Genomic DNA, 24,966 nt, shown 5'->3' on the forward strand with positions numbered 1-24,966 from the left:
TTGCTGCTGTTACTCTTACTCTCGAACGTTCATAGGTTCATGAATTTCATTACGCCGGGCAAAACATTACCGTCGTTTGGATCGGGCCTGACAAGCGCTATGCTCCGGTAATTCTCGGCATCGGCATGGATTCTTTGCCGAGCTCCGCCCAGGCATATTTAAGCAGTAGTTCGGTTTTGAGCAGCGCATGCTCCGGATCGTCCCATAAATTGTTCAGCTCTCCGGGGTCTTCCTGCAGATCGAAGATTTCACCGTAGGTCTGGTTGTAGTAGACTGTGATTTTATAACGCTCGTCGACGTACGTTTTTTGGTGGATGGTGGTCGGTTCATGCCTGAACTCACAGATAGCATGATCCCGCGCCTGTGCGGCTTCGCCGAGCCATACCTTTTTCTGGTCGATGCCCGTCATGGCATAAGGAACCGGCAGATCGCATAGGGACAAGAACGTCGGAGCCAGGTCCACCAAAGATTGAATGGCGCTGCTCCGCTTGCCGGCCGGCACTTCACCGGGATACCGGACGATAAACGGCAGCTTGATCAAGTCCTCGTAATGAAACCCGCCCTTGGCTTGCAGACCGTGCTGTCCGAAGAAATGCCCGTGATCCGTCGTAAAGACGACGATCGTGTTATCGGCCATTCCCAGTTCCTCCAGCTTATCGAGAATATGCCCGATGTACTTATCCATCATGCTGATCATGCCGTAATAGACCGCGACCAGCTTTTTCTTGTCATACTCCGTCAAGCGCTTCCTGCTGCCGTACTCGTAATAATGATGTGAACGGTAACCGTGGATGCCATGACCCGTTTCCTGCAGGTCTGTGAAGTCGGGTTGCTCTTCCTGGGTTTTGGCAAAATGAGGCGGGTTACGGTCATGCTCGCCCGGAACCATCTTGGGAATGGTGAGCTGCTCGGGATCGTACATCGTATCCCATGGCTCGGGAACGAGGTATTCCGGGTGCGGGTCGAAGAAGCTGGACCACAGGAAAAAGCTTTCGTCGTTTTCATGATATTGTTCCAGTAAAGCATTGGTCCGTTCGGCGATCCAGGTATTGTAATGGTACTCTTCGGGAATCGGCCATTTATATGTTTGGTCCCGGTCCATGGTACCTGTAGGCGGCAGGAAATAGTCTCTCCAGTTATGGCATCCTTTTTCTTCCATCCATAGCGCATAATGCTGCCCGACATGGGCTTCATTGGTGTGATTCCGCGCCAGCTCTACATGGTCAAAACCGTAGAATCCGTCTTTGTAATTTTTCCAAAACTCCAAATCCTGAAGAATGGGATAGGCTTCAAGCGACGGAAATTCCTCGGTCGAAGTGAGCGGCTGAAAATGTGCTTTACCGATCAGCCCGGTCCGGTAACCGGCTTGCTTGAAATCTTCGCCTACCGTATGGCGGTCCTCCAGCAATTTGGTGCCGAGCGACCACGCGCCATGCTGGCTCGGGTACATGCCGGTAATGATCGAGGCACGGCTCGGCGTGCAGGTCGGATTGGGGCAATACGCCCGGTCGAACGTCGTCCCTTCCCGGACAAGCCGGTCCAGATTCGGGGTATGTATTTCAGGATTAAAGGCGCCAATCGTATTCCAGTGCTGCTGATCGCTGGTAATTAACAAAATATTAGGTTTCTTCATCCGTCAACCTCCTCGAACTGATTATATGTAAAGGGGTGCCCAAAGAGAATGGCGTATTGTATGATAGATTTATCATTTTGTCAGTTCATGTAAGGATGATGGGGAGGATGAGAACGCATGCTGCAGGAGTATGATCACGAATTTGCTGAGTTTTTATATTACACGCCGACCAGGATCGACAAAGGTACACCGTTCTGGCTGGTCAGGGCGGGTCAAAGTACGGCAAAGCCGGGTTACCGGATTGGTCCGCGGAGAATTGAATGCTACAGTATTCATTTTGTCAGGGCAGGCAGCCTGATGGTTGAATATGAGGGGCACACGTACAGGCTGCAGACAGGGGATGCCTTTTGCATGTATCCGAACCGCACCTATATGTATTACAAGCCGGAAGACGATCATTCTCTGCAGTTAACATGGCTGGCCATGGATGGACCCGGCATGGAACCGATGCTGAATCTGGCAGGCTTTCATCCGGATGTACCCTGCTCCAGAGGGCTGTGGAGTCCAGAGGTAGCGAACTTGATCCGGCGTCTGTTTGCGGAGTGGAAGGATGGTAAGACGGACCAGGTCGCCGCCGCCCTGAACCTGAAAGGACTGCTGTACCAGGTGTTATCCCAGCTGATCGCAAGCGCCAAAGCCGTGGACGAGCCTCATCGTCCTGCTGCAACAACGATAAAAAATAGTAAAGCATCCCAATGGACCGAGTACATCGAATGGCATGCCGCCGAGGGGATCACCGTACAGCAAGTAGCCGAGTATGCCGGCCTGAACCGCACCTATTTTTCGACACAGTTTACGAGGTTTGTAGGCATGACGCCGGCCGAGTATATTGCCAAGGTCAAGATGGACAAGGCCAAGCAAATGCTGTCCGGGACGTCGGCTGCCGTTACGGAGATTGCTTATTCCCTTGGGTATCCGACCCTGTTTGCATTTACCCGTGCTTTTAAAAACTACTGTTCGATGTCCCCGTCAGCGTACCGGAAGCAGCACTGAATTTAAGAACGGATGATGCGTTAAAGGACGCCATTTGCTATGGCGTCCTCTTCACCTTGCTCTTACTCTTGTCTTGCACCCGGCTAATGAACCACCTCGATAAATCTCGTGGCCGCCGCTGATATCGGCATGTTACGCATCACCATAAGGCCCACCTTGGAAGGAGGGATCTCCACATCCAGCTCAATTTCAAAAAGAGAGCCTTCCTTCAGCTCCTTGGCTACGAATTCGCGTGTGACATACGAAATGCCCAGCCCACGCTTGGCGAATTCGATTAGCAAATCGACGCTTCCCACCTCGATGTCGGGCTTCAGCTCATATCCGTATTTTTCAAACAGCTCTGTGATGGCCATACGCACCCGGCTGTTCCGTGAGAACAGAATAACGGGGTATTCCATCAGCTGTTCCATGGACAGCGCCTGCCCCTTCAGCTCCGCATACCGTTCGCCCGCAACAAAGCAGTCCTGCAGCTCAATGCTTTCCGTTACCTCCAGCTGCGAGTCGAAGATCGGCATCCTTACAACGCCAAGGTCGATCCGCCCCTCCTTTAGATAGGAGATCACTTCCGGCGTCGTGCCGTGATTCAGGTGCAGCTTGATTCCCGGATACTTGACATGGAAGTCCTCGAGAAAAGGAAGTAGGTAGTGCTTGAACAACGAATCGCTTCCGCCGATCCGCAGCTCGCCGCTGTCCAAATTTTTGAGCGCCACCATTTTTTCTTCAGCGAGCGTAATAAGAATTTGCGACTGCTCTATATAGGAAAATAAAATCTTGCCTTCCTGCGTCAGGCTCACGCCTTTGGAGTTGCGGTAAAACAGCGTAACGCCGATCCGCTCCTCCAGCTGTTTGATGGCATGGCTGACGCTGGGCTGAGTCAGGTATAGCGCCTTGGCAGCCTGAGTTAAACTTCCCGTCTTTGCGGCCCAATAAAACACTTTATACAACTCGTAATTGTTAGTCATAGATATGGTCTATATCTCCTCAGAAATATATTGATTACATGTATGGCACATATTTGTATTATAGTGAATCCAAGACACAGAAACCAGAGCTTTTTCGACAGAATGAGAAGTGGAAGTCGCGGAGCTTTGAAAGGAAGGAGCAATTGAGATGAATCCTACAACTTTTGTATTGTTTGGAGCGACTGGCGATTTGGCCAAGCGCAAAATATACCCTGCTCTGTATCATTTATATATTCATGGAAAGCTTCCGGAAGCTTTCTCCGTGATCGGCCTCGGCCGTAAAGAAATGACGGATGAGACGTTCAAGGCTCACGTCAAGCAGTCGCTGTACGATTTTTACCGGCTGAACGTGAAAGAGGACGATTCTCTGCAGTCCTTCCTGGGACTCTTTGGCTTCAACATCCTGCACATCGATGACACGGATCACTTCGTCCGGTTAAAAGACCGGGTAGAGTCTTGGGAGCAAGGAATCGGCGGAACATCGAACCGCTTGTTCTACTTGTCCGTTGCGCCGAACTTCTTCGGCACCATCGCCTCCCAAATCGAAAACAGCGGCCTTGGCAGCGTAACGGGCTGGAAGCGCCTCGTGATCGAGAAGCCGTTCGGCCATGACGTCGCTTCGGCCCGCGAGCTGAACGACCAGCTGAGCCAAGCTTTTGCGGAAGAAGAAATTTACCGGATCGACCATTACCTCGGCAAATCTATGGTGCAGCGGCTTGAAGCATTGAAGCAGGCGAATCCTGTTATTCAGGCGCTGTGGACGAACCGCTTTATCGCTAACGTCCAAATTACGGCTGACGAGACCGTTGGCGTTGAGGAGCGCGCAGGATACTACGACAAAGCCGGCGCCCTGCGGGATATGTTCCAGAACCACATGATGCAGCTGCTCATGATGCTGACTATTCACGCACCGCACAACATGGCTTCGGCAGAGAACGTCCAGCTCAAGAAGAAGCAGGTGCTTGAAGCACTGGATCCGCTGCAAAAGCAGGATGTGCTTACCAACATCGTGCGCGGACAATACACAGCCGGATCCATTCAAGGCAAACCGGTTCCAGCATACACAGCTGAGCCCGGCATTTCCGAAGGTTCGATGAACGATACGTTTATCGCGGCCAAGCTGCATATCGATAATTACTACTGGCGCGGCGTTCCGTTCTACATTCGGACAGGTAAACGTCTGGCCTCGAAGAGCACGCGTATCGTGATCGAATTCAAGGAACCGCTCACCACGGCGACACAAGCAGAGCAGGCAACCGTACCGAACCTGCTGGTCATCGAGATCGGGCCGAAAGAAGGCATCACGCTTCAGCTGAATGCGAAGGACCCGGATCATCCGAACGGCTTTAAACCGGTATACATCGATATGTATCCGGACCGCAAGGAAGCCCAGGAAGCGTACGAAACACTGATTCACGATGCACTGAACGGAGATTCGACTTTCTTCGTCCATTGGGATGAGGTCGACCTGTCCTGGCAGTGGGTGCAGCCGATCCTGGAAGCCTTCGCCGCTAATGAGGTGCCGCTGCATCCTTATTCCGCCGGTTCGCACGGTCCGGAAGCGGCCCATGAGCTGCTTGCCGCAGACGGATTCCATTGGTGGTTCGATGAGGAAGACAAAGCCGGAAAGGCTGCTTCCGAGCCGCTTGTCGAGCAAGTTACCGCCAGCTGATTTTGGGTTCTATGCTCGGTTTACCGAGCCAATCATATATTGAACATTCACAGGAGGTTGTAAGATGAAATTTTTTATTGATACCGCCAATCTGCAGGATATTCAATCCGCCTACAAAATCGGGGTTCTGTCCGGAGTCACCACGAACCCGTCCCTGGTTGCCAAGGAAGGCGTGAAATTCGAAGACCGGATCGCCGAGATTTGCCAGGCTGTGCCGGAAGTGGAGTCCGTGTCGGCGGAAGTGACGCCGGATGCGGAAACCGCTGAGGAAATGATTGCCCAGGCGAACGAGCTGATCAAGATCAACAACAACGATGAGAAAATCACGATCAAGCTGCCGATGACCCTCGCGGGTCTTGAAGCCTGCCGTTATTTGTCCCAAAAAGGGGTCAAAACAAACGTGACCCTGATCTTTACCGTGAATCAGGCGCTGCTGGCAGCCCGTGCCGGGGCAACATACGTATCGCCGTTCCTGGGTCGTCTGGACGATATTTCTGAAGACGGCGTCCTTCTGGTGGACAAAATTGCGCAGCTGTTCCGCACGCATAACCTGGACACGCAAATTATCGCGGCTTCGGTACGCCACCCGGACCATGTCACCCGCGTCGCTATGGCCGGCGCGCACATTGCGACCGTTCCGTTCGGCGTGATTGCACAAATCACCAAGCACCCGTTGACGGACCAAGGTTTGGTTAAATTTGCGGCCGACTGGAAAAGCAGTGTCAAGTAAAAAGAGAGAGATCTGGAGGAGAGAGAAACGATGAGCAAACAGCAAATCGGTGTGGCCGGTCTTGCCGTCATGGGCAAAAACCTGGCTTTGAATATGGAAAGCAAAGGCTTCGCGGTCGCTTTATATAACCGTTCGCCGGAAAAAACGAAAGAACTGCTCGCCGAAGCCGAAGGAAAAAACTTTGTCGGTACATTCAGCATCGAGGAGTTTGTGCAGTCGCTGGAAACCCCGCGCAAAATCATGATGATGGTTAAAGCCGGCGGACCGACGGACGCGCTGATCGAGCAGCTCGTTCCGCATTTGGAAGAAGGAGACATCCTGATTGACGGCGGGAACGCCTTCTTCCCGGACACCGAGCGCAGATACCGGGAGCTTCAGGCGAAGGGCATCCGCTTTATCGGAGCCGGTGTATCCGGCGGCGAAGAAGGAGCCCTGAAAGGACCGGCGATTATGCCTGGCGGCCAGAAGGACGCCTACGAGCTCGTTGAACCGATTCTTACGGCCATTTCGGCCAAAGTCAATGGAGATCCTTGCTCGACGTACATCGGCGAAGGCGGATCCGGCCATTACGTGAAAATGGTCCATAACGGCATCGAGTACGGCGACATGCAGCTGATCGGCGAAGCCTATCACCTGCTGAAGGATGTGCTGGGCCTCGGGACGGAAGAGCTGCATGACATTTTCACCGAGTGGAATCGTGGGGAGCTGGACAGCTACCTGATCGAAATTACCGCTGATATTTTCTCCAAGAAAGATCCGGACACCGGCAAACCGATGGTTGACGTCATTCTGGATGCGGCGGGACAGAAGGGAACAGGGAAATGGACGAGCCAAAGCTCGCTGGATCTCGGCGTACCGCTGTCCATCGTGACCGAATCGGTATTTGCCCGCTTCTTGTCCGCAATGAAGGAAGAGCGCGTAGAGGCAAGCAAAATCCTGAAAGGGCCGCACACCGCTCCATATGACGGAGATGAGCGGGAGTTCGTGGAAGCCGTACGCAAGGCGCTGTACGCCAGCAAAATCTGTTCGTACGCCCAAGGCTTCGCCCAGCTCCGTGCTGCCTCCGAAGAGTTTAACTGGAATCTGAACTTCGGCAGCATCGCGATGATTTTCCGAGGCGGCTGTATTATCCGCGCCCGCTTCCTGGAAAACATCAAGCAGGCCTACGATAAAAATCCGGAGCTGAAGAACCTGCTCCTGGACGATTACTTCGGCTGGGTCGTTACCAACTACCAGGATGCTTGGAGAAACGTTGTGTCCGTTGCCATGCAGCGCGGCATTCCGGTTCCGGCCTTCGCTTCTGCACTGGCTTACTACGACAGCTACCGTACGGACCGTCTGCCGGCCAACCTGCTGCAAGCGCAGCGCGACTACTTTGGCGCGCATACGTTCCAGCGTGTCGACAAAGAAGGCACATTCCATTTCCAATGGATCGAGTCCGAAGAATAATCGGTTGTGGTCAATAAGAAAGCGTTCTGATGCGAGTGCATCGGAACGCTTTTTTTGTTCAAAGGAACGGAACCCTATTCATCGAGTGAGCCTGTATCATATACAACTTGCCCTTGAGCGTCGTATCCAGTGAATCGCATTGGCGGGTTTTGCGGTTCATCCAAGAGCACATACCAGTATACGGTGCCGTCGGATGAATGGATTAACTGGGCTTTGGTTTTTACTTTGCGTGTCTCCACGACGACGCTCCGAATGTCCTTGTTATTGACAGTCCCGACAAACATGGGGCTAAGCTCATTCAGATTGCAGTAACTCCAGTCGATATCCTGCTCAGGATGGATATCCGTGTACGTGCCGACAATCCAAGTCCAATTTTGACGGTTGTGCTTCAAAAGGCCGACGTTAAATTGATTGTCATTTCTATACAGAATCACCGTATGCTTATTGTCTGTATCAAAGGTTTTTAAAATGTCGTCATAAGGGATGTTGGATTTGTGCATCGCTTCTTCTATCGTTGATGGGGAATTTGAACAGCCCGCAATCAGTACGAAACATAACAATAGGATACATCTGATTTTCATTTGTCACGTCCTTAACCCTAGATCACAGTGAACAAACATTTTTCACTTCAATAGTAAAACGCAGTATTTCGCAGTTTAGTTGGAGCGGTAAATAGATTATTTTGGTTGGGAATCTGATTCCTTTACGCCGATCAACTCCACGATAGATGAAATTGCCCTCGCTGCCGCAGGGGAGCATTTCTTAAAGGAAACCGCAGCCAGACCAATAGACCTCGAAGCTTCCGGGGCTAGCGGCCGGGCCACGATCCCTGAAGGAGCTGAGGCAAGAATCGTTTCCGGCAGGATGCTGACGCCAAGTCCGCATCGCACCATCGCCATGATGGCATGATCGTCCTCGAGTTCAAATCGCACACGGGGAACCGCTGCTTGACCGTCAAACCACGCCCTTACATCCGTATCGCAGCCTTTCGCAGGCATAATAAACGGTTCATCCGCAATATCCTCCAGTGATATCGTGGATTTTACGCTGTGTTTATGATCAGCCGGCATAACGCACACCATCCGATCCTGTATGAGCATTGTGGTGTCAAGGCCATGCGAAGAAGGCATGTTCACAAATCCAAAATCTGCAGTCCCGTCCGCAATCCAGCGCTCGATATCGTGATAGTGCCCGTCGAGCAGCCGGATTTCGATCTGCGGGTACTTTTGCTGGAAACGTTGAAGTATATCCGGCAGCCAATGGATCGATATGCTGGTAAACGTACCGATGGTGACTGTTCCCCGCACCAGCCCCTTGATCTGATCTACCTCCTGCAGCATGTTTTCCTGCAATTGAAGCATTTCCTTCATATATTTCCACAACCGTTCTCCGTCATGGGACAGCCGGACGCTTGACCGGCCCCGGGTAAGGAGCTGAATGCCTAATTCCTGCTCCAGGCTAATGATGGCACGGCTCACCGCCGATTGTGTTAAACTCAGCTGTTCCGCCGCTTTCGTCAGATTTTCGGTTTCGACGACTTTTCCTAGTATTTCATATTTCGCCAAGGTCATTTCATACACTCCTATTATGAAAAATAATCATTACATTCATTTTAAACATTCATTTTATTTATTGTAAGTGGCTCGGTATAATGCAAATAGAATGACGGATAAGGGGGAGAACGAGGATGGGAGCTATTGCAAAAACGCCGCAACCGCCGTATTATGCGGTCATTTTTACTTCGGAAATGTCTGAAGGAGAGAACAGAGGGTACGGGAAAATGGGAGATAAGATGGTCGAGCTTGCTTCGAAGCAGCCGGGTTTTCTCGGAGTCGAAAGCGTTCGGGGAACGGATGGGGTTGGAATTACCGTCTCGTATTGGGAGTCATTTGAGGCGATCAAAGCCTGGAAGGAGAATTCCCTGCATAGGGTAGCTCAGGACAAAGGGAAGAGCGAGTGGTACGCAAAGTTCGGTTTGCGGGTGAGTAAGGTCGAGAGGGACGATTTTATGAATATCTAAGCTGTAATTAACCGGTCTGAATGGAAGCGTCCATTGCACAAACACTCATAACTATAATGTATGATTACGCGGTAAAAATATATTTTTAATATACAGCGGATTAACATACAATGAATTTAGTTAAGCGACAGAGTACGAGTGGGGGGATTCAAATGGGGAAACAATTTCCAGCTATGCTGCCTGAGCATATGGACTTTATCCGGAAGCAGCACATGTTTTTCGTTGGTACGGCGCCGTTATCACAGGAAGGACACGTCAACTTGTCGCCAAAAGGTTATGACACGTTCCGGATCTTGTCCGAGAACCGGGTCGCGTACCTGGATTTGACCGGAAGCGGCAATGAAACGAGTGCCCACCTGGAAGAAAACGGCCGCATCACGATCATGTTCTGCGCGTTTGAAGGGCCGGCGAACATCATGCGCCTGTACGGAACCGGGACGGTGATTTTACCGGAGAGCAGGGAGTGGGAGACATTATACCCTTTGTTTGATCCGATGCCCGGAGCCAGACAGATCATCACGATCGATGTGCATAAAGTGCAGACGTCCTGCGGTTATGCGGTTCCCTTCATGACTTATGAAAAGGAAAGGGACACGCTGAATCGGTGGGCAAAGCATAAAGGCGAACAAGGGCTTCACGACTATTGGCAGGAGAAAAACAGGAGCACAATCGACGGTCTGCCGACTCCTTTAGGCAGACGGCTGGGGTTATAGCCTAGTAAAAAAACGCGAAATCAAATTACCGATAACGCAAAACAAGCCGCGATGGATCCGGGCTTGTTTTTTTGTATAGGCCGTTTTGTTGAATCGGGCTTGTGAAAAGGGAATGGGAGCGGGTATCATCGTTCAATTTTTATCCCCGTTATCAATCAATTAGGTCGTCGCCGGAGGGCAAGCTAAGCACAGGCACGTTCAGAAAACGGGAAATCGCCAGTGCACAGGCACCCATGACGCAGGATTTCCGGCCCATGCCCGAAAGTGTGATTTCCCGGTAATGGCTGATTTGGGAATGGAGTTGATGATGGATCCTCTGCAGTGCATCGGGAACCATACGCAGCAGCTCACTGTCGATGACGACAACGTCCGGATTGTACATATTGATGACATTATTCAGCCCGATCGCCAGGTAATAGACGAATTGATTCAGCGCGTCAAGCACTTGTTCGTCGCCTTCGGCAATGCGCCGGCTGATCCACTCCATATCCGAGGCGTCACCAGGTTCGGCCGCACGGATGTTCCGGAGCACGCTTGTCTCCGAAGCATACTTCTCCCAGCAGCCGTGGTTGCCGCAAGCGCAGGGCTCTCCGCCGGGAAAGACGATCATATGGCCGATTTCGCCGGCAAAGCCTTCATGGCCGCGAAAAAACTTGCCGTCCATGATCATACCGAGCCCAATGCCGGAATACAGCGTTACGCAGAGCAGGTTGTCGGTCGTATGGTGAGCGTATGCCCGCTCGGCAAAAGCGCTGAGGTTCGCGTTATTTTCCAAATGGATAGCCGCACCGACTGCACGTTCCAGATCCCGCTTCAAGTCAACGTCCTGCCATTGGAACCGGGGCACGAATTTGATTGTCTGTTCATTGGAGACGAGTCCGTGAATCGCCAATACGATGCCGACCATCCCGTAGCGGCTGCCCGCGCATCGGCTTTGATAGCCGCGGATCGCGGTGGCCAGCAGCTGTACGATATCCTCATAGGCTTCCGATTGAATTGGAATGATTTCGGTTGTGACCGGATGGCCGGTTAAATCGGATAACATGAATGTCGCGTGTCCTGCGTCCAGGTCAATGCCGAGCGCATATCCTGCCTGGGCGTTCAGGGAGAGCATAATTGGTTTACGTCCGACGGGGTTGTGCTCCAGCTCGGTTTCGACGACCAGTTCTTCTTCCAGCAAATCTGCTACCTGCGCGGAGATCGTTGCCCGGGTCAAGGCCGTAATCTTGGATAGATCCGCTCTGGAAATTTTTCCTTCCTTCATTATTTCCCGTATAATCAACGCCCGGTTGATCTTTTTAATATAAGAGGCGTCTCCGGTTACCATTTGTTTCCTCCAATTTTAGAACGTCATGAAAATTCAGCATAAACCATATTGTAGCACGAACCCGCCTCGCCCGCTCAGAAATTACCCGATTGACAAAGGCGTGGGGAGTTGGTACAGTACGAATATATTTTGTAAGTTTAATAAACAAATTAAAAATTGTAAAGGGTTTCATGCCAATTAACGATCCTTGGAGAGGAGAACAGGATGAGCCAATTTCTCGATTCGGAATTTTTGCTGGATACCCCTGCGGCGGTTCGGTTATATGAAAAGGCTGCTGCCGATTTGCCGATCTTTGATTTTCACTGCCATTTGGACCCGAAGGAAGTATGGGAGAACAAGCCATGGGCCAATATTACGCAACTGTGGCTGGGAGGCGACCATTATAAGTGGCGTACGATGCGGATGCACGGCATCGGTGAGCAGCTGATTACAGGCGATGCGGAGGATTGGGATAAATTTATGGCCTGGGCGGAGACGGTTCCGCACCTGATCGGCAACCCGCTGTACCATTGGACGCATTTGGAGCTCAAGAACGTGTTCGGCATCGAACAAATCCTGAGCCCAGCCACGGCCCGCGATATATGGGAGGCATGCAACGCCAAGCTGCAGCAGCCCGATTTTCTGCCGAGGGCGCTGATTGCCAGAGCCCGGGTAAAGTTTATCGGCACGACCGACGACCCGCTGTCCCCGCTGGAATATCATGAGCGGCTGGCTGCCGATGACAGCTTTCAAACCATCATCGCCCCTACGTTCAGACCGGATGGAGCATTATATATCGAGCGCCCCACTTATACCGAATGGGTACATAAGCTCGGGGAGATTACAGGCCAAACCATCGGTTCCCTGGATGCCTTCCTGAATGCGCTTCAACGGCGCGTGGATTACTTCGATGAGCATGGCGGACGTGCGTCCGACCATGATATCCCTTACCTTGATTTCGCAGACATCTTAAAGGAAGAAATCGTTCCTATTTTTAATAAAAGATTGAACGGTGAAGAATTGTCAGGCGTTGAGATTAACGCATACCGCTCTTTCCTGCTGAAGGAGCTCGGCAAAATGTACGCCGGCAAGCAGTGGGTCATGCAGCTGCATATGGGCGCGCTCCGCAACACCAATACAAAGATGAAAAACCGCATTGGCACGGATACCGGTTTTGACTCTGTGGGAGAAACGAACCTTGCGCAGGGTCTCGCTCGCTTCCTTGATGCATTGGATCAGGAAGACGCCCTGCCGAGAACGGTGCTGTTCAATTTAAATCCGAAAGACAATGCCGTCCTGGCCGCGATGACAGGCAACTTTTATGAGGAAGGGGTGCCGGGCAAAGTCCAGTTCGGGTCTGGCTGGTGGTTCAACGATCATATAGATGGTATGGAAAAACAGATGAAGGACCTGGCGAATGTTGGTCTGCTCAGTCATTTTATCGGCATGCTGACCGATTCACGCAGTTTCCTGTCCTATGCCCGGCACGAATACTTCCGGCGCATTCTTTGCAATCTTCTCGGAGCATGGGTGGAGAAGGGGCTCGTACCGGATGATACGGAGGCTCTGGAACGGATGGTTCGAAACATCGGTTACGGCAATGCCGAAGCCTATTTCATGAAACGATAACGGGGGAGGGGAAAGCGCATGGGTATTTTGCAGGAGCTTTTGAAAGATATTCCGATTCCGAAAATGGCCAAGGTCAACGTGCGGTTCAACGATGAACAGATCGTGGACCTGGGCGGCGACCTTGGGGCCAAGCTGCGTCAGCCGCACATTATGGAGAAGGTCAAGCCCGGCATGGAAATCGCGATCGCTGTCGGCAGCAGGGGTCTTGACCGCATTGTAGAGCTAACTGCCGTGACCGTCAAAGCATTAAAGGAAGCGGGGGCTAAGCCGTTTATTGTGCCGAGCATGGGAAGTCACGGAGGTGCCACGGCCGAAGGGCAGCGGGAGGTACTGGCGCATTTGGGCGTCACGGAAGAGAGCGCCGGCTGCGAAATCCGCTCCTCGATGGAAGTCGTTCAGCTTGGCGCGCTGCCGAACGGCCTTCCGGTGTATTTGGATAAATACGCCGCAGCGGCGGACGGCATCGTCGTTATTAACCGCATTAAGCCGCATACGGCTTTTCGGGGACCGGTGGAGAGCGGCATCATGAAAATGATCAGCATCGGCCTTGGCAAGCAGAAAGGGGCAGAGGCCTGCCACCAGCTAGGGTTTAAATATATGGCCGAGAATGTTCCGGCCATGGCCAAAATGATCATGGAGAAGAAACCGGTCCTGTTCGGGGTAGCGACGATTGAAAATGCGTTCGACAAGGTTGCGGTCGTTGAGATGCTTACGCCGGAGGAGATTACCGACAAGGAACCGCAGCTGCAGCTTCGGGCGAAGGAACTGCTGCCGAAGCTGTTTTTTGACCAGCTGGAAGTGCTGATCATTGACGAGATCGGCAAAAACATTAGCGGCGACGGCATGGATCCGAACATCACGGGCCGATATCCGACGCCGTATGCGCACGGAGGACCGGATGTCAACAAAATGGTCGTCCTGGATTTGACGCCGCAAACCGAAGGGAATGCAAACGGGGTGGGCACCGCGGACTTTACGACGCAGCGGCTTGTCGACAAGATGGATTTGGAGGTTACTTACGCCAACGGGCTGACGTCCACCGTCGTCGCGCCGACGAAGATCGCCACGACGCTGCCGAATGACAAGGAAGCGATTCAGGCGGCGGTGAAAACGAGCAATGTGCTGGATTTTAACCAGGCGAAAATCGTCCGGATCAAAAATACGCTCGTTCTGAGCCAAATCGAGGTGTCCGAAGCGCTGTTCGAATATGTGAAGCAGCATCCGCAAATGGAGCTGGCCTCGGAGCCGTATGATCTGTCTTTTGACGAGCACGGAAATTTACCGAAAACGGAGGAGAGTCACTAGATGACGACGAGTTTGTTTGATTTAACGGGGAAAACGGCGGTAGCCGTCGGCGGCAACAGCGTGCTCGGCTCGGCGATTGCCGAAGGCTTTGCCGAACACGGCGCCAAGGTGGCAATCGTCGGGCGGAACCTGGACAAAGCGGAGGAAGTCGTAAGCGTCATCCAGAGCCAAGGCGGGGAAGCGAAAGCATTTCAGGCGGATGTGGGCTCGCGCGAGTCCCTGGTCCAAGCGGCCGCGGACATTGAAGCATGGTCTGGCGGATGGGACATTCTGCTCAACGCTCCGGGTACAAATAGCACCACTCCCTTTTTCGAGCTGGAGATGGAAGAATGGGACCGCATTATGGACGTGAACCTGAAGGGCATCGTGCTTACCTGCCAAATTTTCGCCAAGCGCATGGTCGAGCAGAATCGGAAGGGGAGCATCATCAACATCTCGTCGGTGTCCTCAACGACGCCGCTCTCCAAAGTGTTTACGTATTCGGTGTCCAAAGCCGGATTGAACAGCGTCACCCAATTCCTGGCACGGGAGCTTGCGCCGGAGGGGATCCGCGTGAACGCGATCATTCCGGGGTTTTTCCCAGCTGTGCAGAACCAGAAAATATTAAGCCCGGAACGGGTCGAATCGATCATGCGGCATACGCCGATGAATCGCTTCGGTACGCCGGATGAATTAAAAGGGGCAGCGATCCTGCTTGCTTCAGATCAGGCGTCGAGCTTTATCACCGGCTCGATGATCCGGGTGGATGGCGGGTTCGGCAGCATGACGATTTAATGGCCATACGGGAAGGAGGCAGGACAATGCTAACCGAAAAATATGAGAAACTGCAGTCCATCCTGCGGGAACTAAATTCAGTTGTCGTGGCATTTTCAGGAGGGGTGGACAGCACCTTTCTGCTTAAAGCGGCTGTCGATACGCTCGGCCCGGATCAAGTACTTGCGGTGACCGCAGATTCGGAAACGTATCCGTCGACCGAGCTTGCAGAAGCGAGGGAGCTGGCCGAATGGATCGGAGCGCGGCATCAGGTCATTGAAACCTCCGAGCTGGCGATTCCCGGATATGCCGAAAACACGAAAAACCGCTGCTATTTTTGCAAAAGCAGTCTTTTTGACCATTTGGTTCCCGTACTGACGGAGCAATCCTATAAAAATATCGTTTACGGCGTCATTGCCGACGACATGAATGAGTTTCGGCCCGGCATGCAGGCGGCAAAGGAAAGGGGCATTCGCGGACCGCTGCTGGAAGCCGGACTGTATAAGGAAGAAATCCGCGAGCTGTCCAGAGGCTATGGCCTGCCCACTTGGGATAAGCCTTCTTTTGCCTGCTTATCCTCGAGAATCGCTTATGGGGAACGGATTACGAAGGAGAAGCTGAGCAAGGTCGAAAAAGCGGAGGCCTATTTGAAATCGCTCGGCATCCGCCAGGTACGGGTACGCACGCACCAGGACACGGCGCGGATCGAAGTGGAACCGAAGGACATGCAGACCGTTCTGGAGCAGCACTCTCAAATTTCCGGGAGGCTGCAGGAGTATGGCTACAAGTACGTAACGCTTGACCTGGTGGGCTATCAGAGCGGCAGCATGAACAAGGTGTTGGCATAACGAAAGCTCTGGAAGGAGATGAGAACTTTGTTGGACGACGTTCTGGAGCAAGTACGCAGCGGAGCCCTGAGCGTGGCGGAAGCCAAAGCGCGGCTCGCGGCATTTGAGGATCTCGGCTTTGCCAAGGTTGACCACCAGCGCAGTAAACGGCAGGGTTTCCCTGAGATCGTCTATGGGGAAGGCAAAACGGCGGATCATATCATTTCGATTGCCTGCGCTCTGCAAGCCCGTGGGAGCAGCGTCCTGGTTACGCGTGTGGACAAGGAAAAAGCCGAGACGGTGCTGCGGGCGTGTCCGGATTACATGTATCACGAGACGGCAAGGGTTTTGTACTGGAAAAAGGAACAGTTGCCCGCTGACGATTCGCAAGGCTATGTCGCCGTGATTGCGGCGGGAACCTCGGATTTGCGCGTGGCGGAGGAGGCGGCCGTGACGGCCGAAGTGCTCGGGAGCAGGGTCCACCGGATCTATGATGTAGGTGTTGCGGGGATCCACCGCTTGCTCAGCCATTTGGAGGAAATCCAGCAGGCGACGGTTTCTGTCGTGGTGGCCGGGATGGAAGGGGCGCTCCCCAGCGTCGTGGGCGGCCTGGTCTCCCACCCGGTCATCGCAGTACCGACCAGCGTCGGGTATGGGGCTCATTTTCAAGGCTTGTCGGCGCTGCTTACGATGCTGAATTCGTGCGCCTCAGGCATCAGTGTGGTGAATATCGACAACGGATTCGGCGGAGGTTATAACGCCGCGCTGATTCATCAGCTTGTACATAGAGGGGGGCAACGGATTGAAAACGCTATACCTTGACTGCTTTTCCGGCATCAGCGGAGATATGTTCATCGGTGCGCTGCTGGATGCCGGCGGCGATGCGCAGCAGATGCAGACGGAGCTGCAGAAGTTGAACATCGAAGAAGAATATACGCTGCAGTGGAGCAAGGTGAATAAGAACGGGATCACCGCGACCAAGTTTGACGTGCATCTGCAAGAAGCGCATGAGAAAGATCACGATGATCATCATCATGTGCATGAACATTCCCAAACGGATCTTGAGGCTCTGGAAGGGTCAGGCGAAGCTCACCAAGATCATGATGGAGCGCATCTCCACAGCCATAGCCACAAGCATGATCACGACCACAGTCATGAACATCATCATGGACATGACCACAGCCACGATCATGTACACGATAACCATCACGAGCACGCGCACGAACATCATGCCCATGATCACCATCATCATGCCCACCATCCTCACGACCATGCACATCACCATCATAGCCATGATCATTCGCATAGTCACAGCCATCATCACCATCATCATCAACGGGCATACAAGGATATCGTCCAAATGATTGAAGCGGCCGGCTTTGAAGAGTCGGTACGCGACACGGCGCTCCGTATTTTCAAGATCATTGGGGAGGCTGAGGGAAAGATACACGGCGTTCCGTTAGACGACGTTCATTTTCACGAAGTAGGCGCAGTAGACTCCATCGTCGATATTGTCGGCGCCTCGATTTTGATTCATCAAATGGGTATCGAAGCGATCCATTCCTCGCCAGTGCCAGTCGGTATGGGCAAAATCCGGATCGACCACGGCATTTACCCGGTGCCGGCGCCTGCGACGCTGGAGATTCTGAAGGGCGTACCGCTGGAAGCTTCGGATGTCCGCTTTGAGCTGACGACACCGACGGGTGCGGCGATCGTATCGGTGCTGGCGCAGCAGTACGGGCCCATTCCGTCTATCAAGGTGACCGCCGTCGGTTACGGAGCAGGGACCAAAACGTTTGCCGACCGGCCGAACGTGCTGCGTGTCATCGTGGGTGAATAACGCTCTTGATCAGAAAGGAGTCTGTCTTATGAAATCCGAGCTGCCCCCAAATCATGAACATGTAGATCATGACATGGTGAAGATGGAAGTCAACTACGACGACATTTCGGGTGAATGGCTGGGCTACGTGATGGACCTTCTGCTCGAAAACGGCGCAAACGACGTGTTCTATACGCCCATTTATATGAAGAAAAACCGGCCGGGAACGATGCTCCAGCTGCTATGCGCCAAAGAAAAGATCGACCGGATGAAAGAAATCATTTTTCGCGAGACAACCACGCTTGGCATCCGGTATTATCCGCTCACGGTGCACCGTCTGGAACGAACATTTACTCAGGTCCCAACAGAATGGGGAGCCGTTACCGTAAAATTGGGTATTCATAACGGGGAGACCGTTCAATGCGCTCCGGAGTTTGAGGATTGCAAACGAATAGCCAAAGAGAACAGGATCCCGATCAAGTCTGTTTACGAGCAAGTATGGAAATCCGTCGGGTTCCTGCCTACCAATTCGTGATGTTTCAGAATTACCTTTTAATGGAAAAATCCCCATACGTTCTCTAGTATTTCCGCATAGCTTAGTAGAGAACTGGACATGAAAGCTTCCCGAAAGGGAAGTTTTCGTTTGTCTGACTAAGAAAGGAGAATGAATGATGGGGAGAAAAACGATTCAGGAAATACAATCCGGGTACAAAACAGGCTCTTGGACGACGCTGGACATTACGAAGTATTATTTGAAACGGATTAAAAAGAAAGATCCTGCACTCAATTCATATATTACGGTTGCCAAGGATCGGGCCACGGGAGAAGCTAAGCGGCTCGAAGCCAAATCCTCATCGGGAGAGCAGACCGGTCTCCTGTACGGAATTCCACTTTCCTATAAGGATAATATCGATACGAAAGGCATCCGCACCACTTACGGCTCCTCGATTGACGCCAATCACATACCAGACAAGAATGCTGACATCGTCCAGCGGCTGCTGCTGCAGGATTCGATCCTGCTGGGAAAAAACAATCTGCATGAATATGCCCTGGGTGTCACCTCAAATAACCCGCATTATGGACCTGTGCACAATCCATGGAATCATGAGTACACGCCGGGAGGCTCCAGTGGCGGATCGGCTGCGGCGGTAGCCGCTGATTTGACTGCAGCTTCCATCGGGACCGATACGGGCGGCTCCGTTCGGATCCCAGCGGCATCCTGTGGCGTTGTCGGGTTAAAACCTACGTATAACAAAGTACCCACTGAGGGCGTATTTTACGTTTCTTGGACTCTGGATCATGTCGGGCCGATCACGGCCAATATGACCGACTTGGCAGTCCTGTTCGGTGCCATGACGAAGCAGTCCTACCTGCCATATCTGACTCAAGACATCCGGGGGCTTCGTGTCGGCGTGCCGACCAGCTACTTTAACGAACACATCGACCCGGAAACCTATGCATTGTATCTTCAATCACTGGAGGCGCTTGAGTCGCTCGGTGCCATTCTCATTGATACGGACGTCTCCTTTGTGGAAGGGAACAGCGAGGTTTCGTTGACCATCGCCGCTTCGGAGGCCGGTTATGTCCACAAAAGCCGGATGGAATGCTGCTTATCGCAATACGGAGCGGATGCCAGAGCCTTTTTGGAATCGTCCCGGGATATCACCTCGCTGCAATATATCGAAGCGCTTAAGACAAAAGAAATGTATATGAACATGTTCGATAAATTGTTCCGCGAACGCATTGATGTGCTGGCCACACCGACGATCCCGATCCCTGCGCGGAAAATCGGCGTGGACGAAGTCCATTTTGGCACTTATACGGAAAGCGTGTTTGACGCAATGACCCGTTATACGGGCCTGTTCAACATGGTGGAGGTTCCGGCTCTGTCCATTCCTTGCGGGCTGACAAGCGAAGGGCTTCCCGTCGGACTGCAGCTTGTGGCCCGAAAGGAGCGGGAAGATTTGCTGATTCGCGCCGGATACGCTTATGAGCAGGACCAGCTGAAGGAATTCTACCGTCTCCGGGATCAAATCTGCGCAGGATACTAATCAAGTGCTTTGAAAGGAACACTGTCTGCACTGCCGTGCAGCGGTGTTCCTTTCTTAAGAGATCAGAAAGTATAAGATTCGGAGCCTCCGCTTCCGGATCTCGCAAGAAAAACTTCAGCTAAACGCGGTCTTTCTTCTTAGAAGGTACGTCGATAGACGTTTTTCTTTTTTTCTGTTCATCCGTAATTCCGGAAATATTAGAAATCTCTCGTTTACCGAATTTTTCAAGCTGTTCTGACCATAATAAAAATATATATTGATGTACCTTCTAAGAAGCCAGACCACGTTTAGCGGAAATTTTTATTGCGATATAAGGGAGTCGATTCAACGAAGCCAAGACTGTTCTTATATCTAACTAAAAACATGATCGAAGTAACTCCTAAGAAGCCAGACCGCGTTTAGAGGAGGTTTTTAGTGCGATATAAGGGAGTCGAGTCTCAGAAGCCTACACATTCTTATATCTAACTAAAACTGTATCGATGAAATTTCAAAGAAGCCAGACCGCGTTTAGAGGAATTTTTATTGCGATACTAAAAAAAGTATATTTTGCCACCAGTATGGACTTTTGCCGGTTGGGGGTGTGGACATGCAAACCAATGAAGATGTGATCTTCTCAGCTCGCTTACAAGAAAATATCTCTCTTCTGAAAGAGCGGTATGCGGATTGCTTTGATGTCGTGTTCCACGATTTCAGCTGCGGCCAAACTCCTGCGGTCATCGTCTACTTTATGGGTTTGACCGACAGCGACATGATTAACCGTTACATTCTCGAACCCACTCTGAAACAGTTGTCAGAAGATGGGGGCATCACCTTAGGGGATTTTTGCAAGTGCTTGCCGGTGTCCTCCTATACCATGATCCAAACGATGGATCAGGCGGTGATGGAGATTGGTGACGGCAATGTCGTCCTGCTAATGGATGGGGAAGAAAGGGCTATCTCTCTGTACCTGGCAAAATGGGAGCAGCGCTCGATCACGGAACCCGAGGCGGAATCCGTCGTCAGAGGCCCGCGTGAAGGGTTTATCGAGACGCTGATGGTCAATGTGTCCATGATCCGCCGCAAGCTGAAGTCGCCCGATTTGAAGATGAAGTCGATCCGGATCGGACGTTTTTCCCAGACCGAAGTTGTCGTCGCTTTCGTCAGTGGTATCATAGAATCCTCGCTGGTCACTGAAATCGAAAGCCGTCTTTCCCGCATCAACATCGACGGGATCTTGGAAAGCGGGATGATTGAAGAGCTCATCGAGGATAATCCATATTCGCCTTTTCCGCAATTACAGTCGACAGAACGGCCGGACGTAGTGGCAGCCAATCTGCTTGAGGGCAGAGCGGCCATACTCGTAGAAGGAACTCCCATTGCCTTGATTGCTCCAGCAACGATTTTTACCTTTCTGCAATCGCCGGAAGATCATTACCAGCGTTATTACATCGGCACAGCCATCCGCTGGCTGCGTTATTTTTTCGCGTTTATTGCTCTCATCGGGCCTTCATTCTATGTCGCTATCGTTACCTATCATCAGGAAATGATTCCAACGACGCTGCTGCTTAATATGACCAAATCGAGGGAGCAAATACCTTTCCCGGCTCTGGTTGAAGCGCTGCTGATGGAAATTACGTTCGAAGCTTTAAGGGAAGCCGGTGTTCGACTTCCCAAACAGATTGGTGCTGCAGTCAGTATCGTCGGAGCGCTGGTCATCGGTCAGGCGGCCATAGCGGCCGGCCTCGTCTCTTCGCCGATGGTCATGGTCGTAGCGATCACTGGGATCGCCTCGTTTCTGATCCCCCATTTTGCCTTTGGCATAACGGTCCGGCTGCTTCGTTTTCCGATGATGCTGCTGGCAGGCTTTCTGGGCTTTTTCGGACTGATGATGGGGATCACCTTAATTTTGACCCATCTGTTCGCGCTTCGTTCTTTTGGCGTTCCTTATGTTACGTTGTCAACAGCCACCAATCTCAGCCAGTTGAAGGACATCCTGGTCCGCGTCCCAACTTGGAAAATGAATACACGACCAAGAATCGGCGTTTGGAACAGATATCGCCAAGGTGCTAACCAGCGTCCGGGACCCGGAAGGGGAGGCCGAAGAAAATGAAAAGCGCAAGACTTGTCGCTGCGTTTTTCCTGTTTACGATCATCCCGCTCGTTACAGGGTGCTGGGACCGCACCGAGGTGAACGATCTGGCTTTAATTATGGGAGCTGGGATGGATGCTGCGCCAAACGGGAAAGTAGAGCTGTCCGTTCAAGTCTACACGCCCAACCAGTCCAGCACGAGCAGCGACGGCGAGATGACGAGCAGTGGAAACCAAGGAGACATGGTTATCGTGAAAAGCGCAGTCGGGACGGATTTGGCGGATGCGGCCCAGCGGCTGCAGGAGGAAATGCCCCGCAAAGTCTTTTGGGGCCACAGCGAAGTATTTATCGTGGGGGAGGAGCTCGCCAAGAGGGGGATCATGGATCAGGTCGATTTTCTCTTTCGCCATCCCCAGCCGAGGGAGCATGCTTATTTTTTTGTCAGCAAAGGAAGGGCTAAGAGCATTTTGAGCATAAACACGCGAATGGAGCGGGACAGCGCGGAAACCCTTCGCGAATTGACAATTCTAGCCGGAGGCATGGGAGTTACGCTTAAAGATTTGGGAGGTATGCTGGCAGGTCGGTCGAAGGCAATTATCGTTCCTCTCATCGGGAAAAAGGAGGAATCCGGACAAAGCAATGCTTACCCGTACATTAACGGGGCGGCGGTTTTAATGAAGGGGAAAATGGCGGGTCAATATCAAGGAGAAGTCAAACGATACGTTCAGATCATCCGCAACGAGCTGGAATCAACGACGGTAACATTTCCTGTACAGGAGAGTAAGGGCGATGATGGGGGCGTCATGTCCGTCCGGCTGATCAAATGCCATACGAAGCTGATTCCGTTGATTCGCAGAAATCAATGGAGTGTTATGATCCGGATTGAAGGTGAAGCAAGTGTGCTTCAGAATGAAACCCATGTCAATGTGATGCTGCCCCAAGAAATGCCCCGATTGGAACAGCAGCTGAACAAGGAAATCGAGTCCAAGGTGAAAGAGACGTTTCGGCAGATCCAGGATGAGACTGGCGCCGATGTTTTCGGAACGGCCGATGCGTTTTGGCATAAGTATCCTACACGTTGGACCAAGGAACAGGCCCGATGGGATGAAATATTCCCGGAAATCAGCGTTTACGCCCATTCCGGTGTACATATTATTTCTCCTGGTTTTTCCGGTAAAACCTTTAAATGAGGGATAAGCGATGATTGTTCTCAAACTGCTCGGCATTACGCTGCTCTTTGTGGCCGTGTTTATATATGATTTTTCGAGTGTGGACCCCAAGAAGAAAAAGGAACGGGCAGCCATTGCCGTCATTACCTTCGCCGGGTGGGTAGTAGCGGTCATGCTGTTATTTGCTCCCGGCTTGCCCGGTCCGACCGAATGGATCAATCAAGTGACCAAACCGATCTGGGTTATCTTTTATCCCGAAGGCTAGGAGGGGGACGGCGGAATGGATAAGGAGAAAGTTTCGAATCTTCAACTGTGTTTGATGATGTACCTGATGATCGGCGGGACCTCCATACTCGTCGTGCCTTCTTTTACCGCGATGTATGCCAAGCAGGATATGTGGATTTCGCCGGTCATTGGCTCTGTCTTCGGTTTCTTCAGCGTGACTGTCGCTTGGCTGCTGTATCGGAGAAATCCGGGGCTTACGATGATCGAGCAGACGCAGCGCCTTTTTGGGAAGTGGGCCGGAAGCATTCTGGGCATCGTTTGTCCTCTTATTCCAAATCGACGCGATCGGCTTGATTACCCGGGAATATGCCGAATTCATCGTACAGGCGTTTCTGCCCAAAACTCCGCTGGTCATGATTATCGGGTGTATTGTATTGACATGTTCATTTGCCGTCCGGTCCGGCGTGGAAGTGATTGGACGATTCGCGCAAATTTTCGGTCCGATTTTTTTGTGCTTTGTCCTGGCGATTTTTCTGTTTCTTCTACCGGAATATCGCTTTTCCAACATGCTCCCCATTCTGGGGACCGGTATCAAGCCTTCGCTCAAAGGTTCTTTAGAGCCTTCGGTTTGGTTTATGGAATTCATCTTTATTTCAACGGTCTACCCGTCCGTCCGAAAAGGAGACAACGGCCTCAAGGGTGGGCTGTTCGCCGTATTTCTAATGATGATCACGATGGTCATCACGAATTTTACTTGTTTGTTTTTGTTTGGGGAATCGACGGCCAATCTCACCTTCCCGTTCCTGTCTGCTTCGCGCTTTGTGAATATCGCTGATTTCTTTTCGCATGTGGAAGCGATCGTGATGGCGCTGTGGATCCTCGGGGGCTTTGCGCAAATTTCGATGTGGTACTACACGCTTGCTCTGGGAACTGCCCAATGGTTAAAGATAACGGATTTCCGTCCACTGGTATTTCCGGTTGGGCTGCTGATCGGTGTGTTCAGTATCTGGGTGGCCAAAAATTTTCAGCAAATGCTTCATTATTTTCCCACTGGGGGAACGGGCAGTTCCATCATCGCTTTGCTGCTGCTGCCGATCCTTTTACTCTTGGTCAGCCTTATTCGCCGAAGCGGAGCTCGAAAGTAAATTTTTTTACAGCTCTTCGTAAAAAGATGTCGATACGGGAATATCTCTCTCGTCGTCTTATATAGGCAGCGTTATAATGCTGTATATGACGATGAGGAGATGAAGTTATGAAATATTTGTGTTTGGGTTACCTGGAGCCGGATCTGATGGATGCCAGACCCCAGGAGGAAATCGACGGAGTGATGCAGGAGTGCAAGCCCCATCTTGAACAGTTGTATCAAAGCGGGAAGGTGCTTCTCGACGCCGGCCTGGACAATGCCGCGACGACCCTGCAGCGCAAGAATGGAAAGCTGAGAATGATGGATGGTCCATTTACCGAGTCAAAGGAGCTGATTGGCAGCGCGTTTCTGATCGAAGCTGAGGATCTTGAAGATGCGGTCCGTGTGGCATCTCTTCATCCGGCCGTTCAGGTGAGCGCGGGCGAATCGTTTGGCTGGCGCATCGAAATTCGCCCGGTTCATCATTTTGAATTGTTCAGTCCAGAGGGATAACTTTCG

At 52.0% G+C, this 24,966-nt stretch carries 24 protein-coding genes and 1 pseudogene; 20 read left to right on the forward strand and 5 right to left on the reverse strand.

Translation table 11 applies throughout. From position 1 onward, the window contains the following. Positions 1-97 precede the first annotated feature (97 nt). Positions 98-1,633, reverse strand: a complete 1,536-nt coding sequence (locus tag ABIE48_RS13295; RefSeq protein ID WP_192714292.1) for a sulfatase family protein — start codon at positions 1,631-1,633, stop codon at positions 98-100. Positions 1,634-1,750: 117 nt separating this feature from the next. On the opposite strand from ABIE48_RS13295, the gene ABIE48_RS13300 reads away from it, so the two are divergent. Continuing rightward, positions 1,751-2,626 (forward strand): AraC family transcriptional regulator, encoded by an 876-nt coding sequence (locus tag ABIE48_RS13300; protein ID WP_192714291.1) that lies wholly within the window; start codon positions 1,751-1,753, stop codon positions 2,624-2,626. Between the two features lie 83 nt (positions 2,627-2,709). Here the strand turns inward: ABIE48_RS13300 and ABIE48_RS13305 are convergent, their stop codons facing one another. Then, the gene (locus ABIE48_RS13305; RefSeq protein ID WP_105443095.1) at positions 2,710-3,588 is read right to left on the reverse strand and encodes a LysR family transcriptional regulator; all 879 of its coding nucleotides are present in this window, start codon (positions 3,586-3,588) and stop codon (positions 2,710-2,712) included. A 148-nt stretch (positions 3,589-3,736) separates the two neighbouring features. Here ABIE48_RS13305 and zwf point away from each other — a divergent pair, with 148 nt between their 5' ends. The 3 genes from zwf (at position 3,737) to gndA (ending at position 7,439) form a co-directional block, all read left to right on the forward strand. Then, positions 3,737-5,260: a glucose-6-phosphate dehydrogenase gene (zwf, locus tag ABIE48_RS13310; protein WP_192714290.1), complete on the forward strand. Its 1,524-nt coding sequence runs from the start codon at positions 3,737-3,739 to the stop codon at positions 5,258-5,260. Between the two features lie 64 nt (positions 5,261-5,324). Further along, positions 5,325-5,990 carry a fructose-6-phosphate aldolase gene (gene fsa / locus ABIE48_RS13315; protein ID WP_116230640.1) on the forward strand — a complete coding sequence of 222 codons (666 nt, stop codon included), beginning with the start codon at positions 5,325-5,327 and terminating at the stop codon, positions 5,988-5,990. A 30-nt stretch (positions 5,991-6,020) separates the two neighbouring features. Then, positions 6,021-7,439, forward strand: a complete 1,419-nt coding sequence (gene gndA, locus ABIE48_RS13320; protein WP_145020042.1) for an NADP-dependent phosphogluconate dehydrogenase — start codon at positions 6,021-6,023, stop codon at positions 7,437-7,439. A 74-nt stretch (positions 7,440-7,513) separates the two neighbouring features. On the opposite strand, the gene ABIE48_RS13325 is transcribed toward gndA, so the two are convergent. Together ABIE48_RS13325 and ABIE48_RS13330 are read right to left on the reverse strand one after the other, a co-directional pair. Then, positions 7,514-7,939, reverse strand: coding sequence for a hypothetical protein (locus ABIE48_RS13325; RefSeq protein ID WP_145020039.1), 426 nt, complete (start codon positions 7,937-7,939; stop codon positions 7,514-7,516). A 177-nt stretch (positions 7,940-8,116) separates the two neighbouring features. Continuing rightward, complete coding sequence (locus ABIE48_RS13330; protein WP_192714289.1) at positions 8,117-9,010, reverse strand: LysR family transcriptional regulator; 894 nt, start codon at positions 9,008-9,010, stop codon at positions 8,117-8,119. Between the two features lie 116 nt (positions 9,011-9,126). On the opposite strand from ABIE48_RS13330, the gene ABIE48_RS13335 reads away from it, so the two are divergent. Together ABIE48_RS13335 and ABIE48_RS13340 are read left to right on the forward strand one after the other, a co-directional pair. Continuing rightward, positions 9,127-9,459 carry an antibiotic biosynthesis monooxygenase family protein gene (locus tag ABIE48_RS13335; RefSeq protein WP_192714288.1) on the forward strand — a complete coding sequence of 111 codons (333 nt, stop codon included), beginning with the start codon at positions 9,127-9,129 and terminating at the stop codon, positions 9,457-9,459. A gap of 152 nt (positions 9,460-9,611) precedes the next feature. Then, positions 9,612-10,172 carry a pyridoxamine 5'-phosphate oxidase family protein gene (locus ABIE48_RS13340; protein WP_192714287.1) on the forward strand — a complete coding sequence of 187 codons (561 nt, stop codon included), beginning with the start codon at positions 9,612-9,614 and terminating at the stop codon, positions 10,170-10,172. Positions 10,173-10,323: 151 nt separating this feature from the next. Here ABIE48_RS13340 and ABIE48_RS13345 read toward each other — a convergent pair whose 3' ends face one another. Continuing rightward, positions 10,324-11,499 carry an ROK family protein gene (locus ABIE48_RS13345; RefSeq protein ID WP_192714286.1) on the reverse strand — a complete coding sequence of 392 codons (1,176 nt, stop codon included), beginning with the start codon at positions 11,497-11,499 and terminating at the stop codon, positions 10,324-10,326. A 204-nt stretch (positions 11,500-11,703) separates the two neighbouring features. Between ABIE48_RS13345 and uxaC the strand changes: the two genes are divergently transcribed. The 14 genes and pseudogenes from uxaC (at position 11,704) to ABIE48_RS13415 (ending at position 24,960) form a co-directional block, all read left to right on the forward strand. Then, complete coding sequence (uxaC, locus tag ABIE48_RS13350) at positions 11,704-13,107, forward strand: glucuronate isomerase (protein WP_192714285.1); 1,404 nt, start codon at positions 11,704-11,706, stop codon at positions 13,105-13,107. 18 nt (positions 13,108-13,125) lie between these two features. Further along, positions 13,126-14,412, forward strand: coding sequence for a nickel pincer cofactor-dependent isomerase, group 22 (locus tag ABIE48_RS13355; RefSeq protein ID WP_192714284.1), 1,287 nt, complete (start codon positions 13,126-13,128; stop codon positions 14,410-14,412). Continuing rightward, positions 14,413-15,186 (forward strand): SDR family oxidoreductase, encoded by a 774-nt coding sequence (locus ABIE48_RS13360; protein WP_145020018.1) that lies wholly within the window; start codon positions 14,413-14,415, stop codon positions 15,184-15,186. It begins immediately after the preceding gene. A gap of 26 nt (positions 15,187-15,212) precedes the next feature. Continuing rightward, positions 15,213-16,013 (forward strand): ATP-dependent sacrificial sulfur transferase LarE, encoded by an 801-nt coding sequence (gene larE / locus ABIE48_RS13365; protein ID WP_152404169.1) that lies wholly within the window; start codon positions 15,213-15,215, stop codon positions 16,011-16,013. Between the two features lie 27 nt (positions 16,014-16,040). Further along, positions 16,041-16,814, forward strand: a complete 774-nt coding sequence (gene larB, locus ABIE48_RS13370; RefSeq protein WP_192715289.1) for a nickel pincer cofactor biosynthesis protein LarB — start codon at positions 16,041-16,043, stop codon at positions 16,812-16,814. Beyond that, the gene (larC, locus tag ABIE48_RS13375) at positions 16,795-17,832 is read left to right on the forward strand and encodes a nickel pincer cofactor biosynthesis protein LarC (RefSeq protein ID WP_145157291.1); all 1,038 of its coding nucleotides are present in this window, start codon (positions 16,795-16,797) and stop codon (positions 17,830-17,832) included. The genes larB and larC overlap by 20 nt, the downstream gene beginning before the upstream one ends. A gap of 28 nt (positions 17,833-17,860) precedes the next feature. Continuing rightward, positions 17,861-18,346: a nickel pincer cofactor biosynthesis protein LarC2 gene (gene larC2 / locus ABIE48_RS13380; protein WP_192714283.1), complete on the forward strand. Its 486-nt coding sequence runs from the start codon at positions 17,861-17,863 to the stop codon at positions 18,344-18,346. A 136-nt stretch (positions 18,347-18,482) separates the two neighbouring features. Then, positions 18,483-19,862 (forward strand): amidase, encoded by a 1,380-nt coding sequence (locus ABIE48_RS13385; RefSeq protein ID WP_192714282.1) that lies wholly within the window; start codon positions 18,483-18,485, stop codon positions 19,860-19,862. Positions 19,863-20,448: 586 nt separating this feature from the next. Next, the gene (locus tag ABIE48_RS13390; RefSeq protein ID WP_192714281.1) at positions 20,449-21,951 is read left to right on the forward strand and encodes a spore germination protein; all 1,503 of its coding nucleotides are present in this window, start codon (positions 20,449-20,451) and stop codon (positions 21,949-21,951) included. Beyond that, on the forward strand, positions 21,948-23,120 hold the full coding sequence (locus tag ABIE48_RS13395) for a Ger(x)C family spore germination protein (RefSeq protein WP_192714280.1): 1,173 nt from the start codon (positions 21,948-21,950) through the stop codon (positions 23,118-23,120). The genes ABIE48_RS13390 and ABIE48_RS13395 overlap by 4 nt, the downstream gene beginning before the upstream one ends. A gap of 10 nt (positions 23,121-23,130) precedes the next feature. Then, positions 23,131-23,364, forward strand: coding sequence for a hypothetical protein (locus ABIE48_RS13400; protein WP_105443079.1), 234 nt, complete (start codon positions 23,131-23,133; stop codon positions 23,362-23,364). 66 nt (positions 23,365-23,430) lie between these two features. Continuing rightward, positions 23,431-23,583, forward strand: a pseudogene (locus tag ABIE48_RS13405) (GerAB/ArcD/ProY family transporter); the annotation flags it as partial. A 25-nt stretch (positions 23,584-23,608) separates the two neighbouring features. Further along, positions 23,609-24,469: a GerAB/ArcD/ProY family transporter gene (locus ABIE48_RS13410; RefSeq protein ID WP_354519047.1), complete on the forward strand. Its 861-nt coding sequence runs from the start codon at positions 23,609-23,611 to the stop codon at positions 24,467-24,469. A gap of 107 nt (positions 24,470-24,576) precedes the next feature. Beyond that, entirely contained in the window at positions 24,577-24,960 is a 384-nt protein-coding gene (locus ABIE48_RS13415; protein ID WP_192714278.1) for a YciI family protein, read from the forward strand. The last annotated feature ends 6 nt before the right edge of the window (positions 24,961-24,966 follow it).

Source organism: Paenibacillus sp. OAE614 (assembly GCF_040546645.1).
Classification (GTDB): Bacteria; Bacillota; Bacilli; order Paenibacillales; family Paenibacillaceae; genus Paenibacillus_AQ; species Paenibacillus_AQ favisporus.

Coding starts and splice junctions, on each gene's coding strand:
- ABIE48_RS13335 (WP_192714288.1), top strand. CDS start 9,127: ATGGGAGCTATTGCAAAAACGCCGCAACCGCCGTATTATGCGGTCATT.
- ABIE48_RS13295 (WP_192714292.1), bottom strand. CDS start 1,633: ATGAAGAAACCTAATATTTTGTTAATTACCAGCGATCAGCAGCACTGG.
- gndA (WP_145020042.1), top strand. CDS start 6,021: ATGAGCAAACAGCAAATCGGTGTGGCCGGTCTTGCCGTCATGGGCAAA.
- uxaC (WP_192714285.1), top strand. CDS start 11,704: ATGAGCCAATTTCTCGATTCGGAATTTTTGCTGGATACCCCTGCGGCG.
- ABIE48_RS13325 (WP_145020039.1), bottom strand. CDS start 7,939: ATGCACAAATCCAACATCCCTTATGACGACATTTTAAAAACCTTTGAT.
- larE (WP_152404169.1), top strand. CDS start 15,213: ATGCTAACCGAAAAATATGAGAAACTGCAGTCCATCCTGCGGGAACTA.
- larC2 (WP_192714283.1), top strand. CDS start 17,861: ATGAAATCCGAGCTGCCCCCAAATCATGAACATGTAGATCATGACATG.
- ABIE48_RS13305 (WP_105443095.1), bottom strand. CDS start 3,588: ATGACTAACAATTACGAGTTGTATAAAGTGTTTTATTGGGCCGCAAAG.
- ABIE48_RS13355 (WP_192714284.1), top strand. CDS start 13,126: ATGGGTATTTTGCAGGAGCTTTTGAAAGATATTCCGATTCCGAAAATG.
- ABIE48_RS13300 (WP_192714291.1), top strand. CDS start 1,751: ATGCTGCAGGAGTATGATCACGAATTTGCTGAGTTTTTATATTACACG.
- ABIE48_RS13340 (WP_192714287.1), top strand. CDS start 9,612: ATGGGGAAACAATTTCCAGCTATGCTGCCTGAGCATATGGACTTTATC.
- ABIE48_RS13395 (WP_192714280.1), top strand. CDS start 21,948: ATGAAAAGCGCAAGACTTGTCGCTGCGTTTTTCCTGTTTACGATCATC.
- ABIE48_RS13330 (WP_192714289.1), bottom strand. CDS start 9,010: ATGACCTTGGCGAAATATGAAATACTAGGAAAAGTCGTCGAAACCGAA.
- ABIE48_RS13360 (WP_145020018.1), top strand. CDS start 14,413: ATGACGACGAGTTTGTTTGATTTAACGGGGAAAACGGCGGTAGCCGTC.
- ABIE48_RS13415 (WP_192714278.1), top strand. CDS start 24,577: ATGAAATATTTGTGTTTGGGTTACCTGGAGCCGGATCTGATGGATGCC.
- ABIE48_RS13400 (WP_105443079.1), top strand. CDS start 23,131: ATGATTGTTCTCAAACTGCTCGGCATTACGCTGCTCTTTGTGGCCGTG.
- ABIE48_RS13385 (WP_192714282.1), top strand. CDS start 18,483: ATGGGGAGAAAAACGATTCAGGAAATACAATCCGGGTACAAAACAGGC.
- ABIE48_RS13390 (WP_192714281.1), top strand. CDS start 20,449: ATGCAAACCAATGAAGATGTGATCTTCTCAGCTCGCTTACAAGAAAAT.
- ABIE48_RS13345 (WP_192714286.1), bottom strand. CDS start 11,499: ATGGTAACCGGAGACGCCTCTTATATTAAAAAGATCAACCGGGCGTTG.
- zwf (WP_192714290.1), top strand. CDS start 3,737: ATGAATCCTACAACTTTTGTATTGTTTGGAGCGACTGGCGATTTGGCC.
- fsa (WP_116230640.1), top strand. CDS start 5,325: ATGAAATTTTTTATTGATACCGCCAATCTGCAGGATATTCAATCCGCC.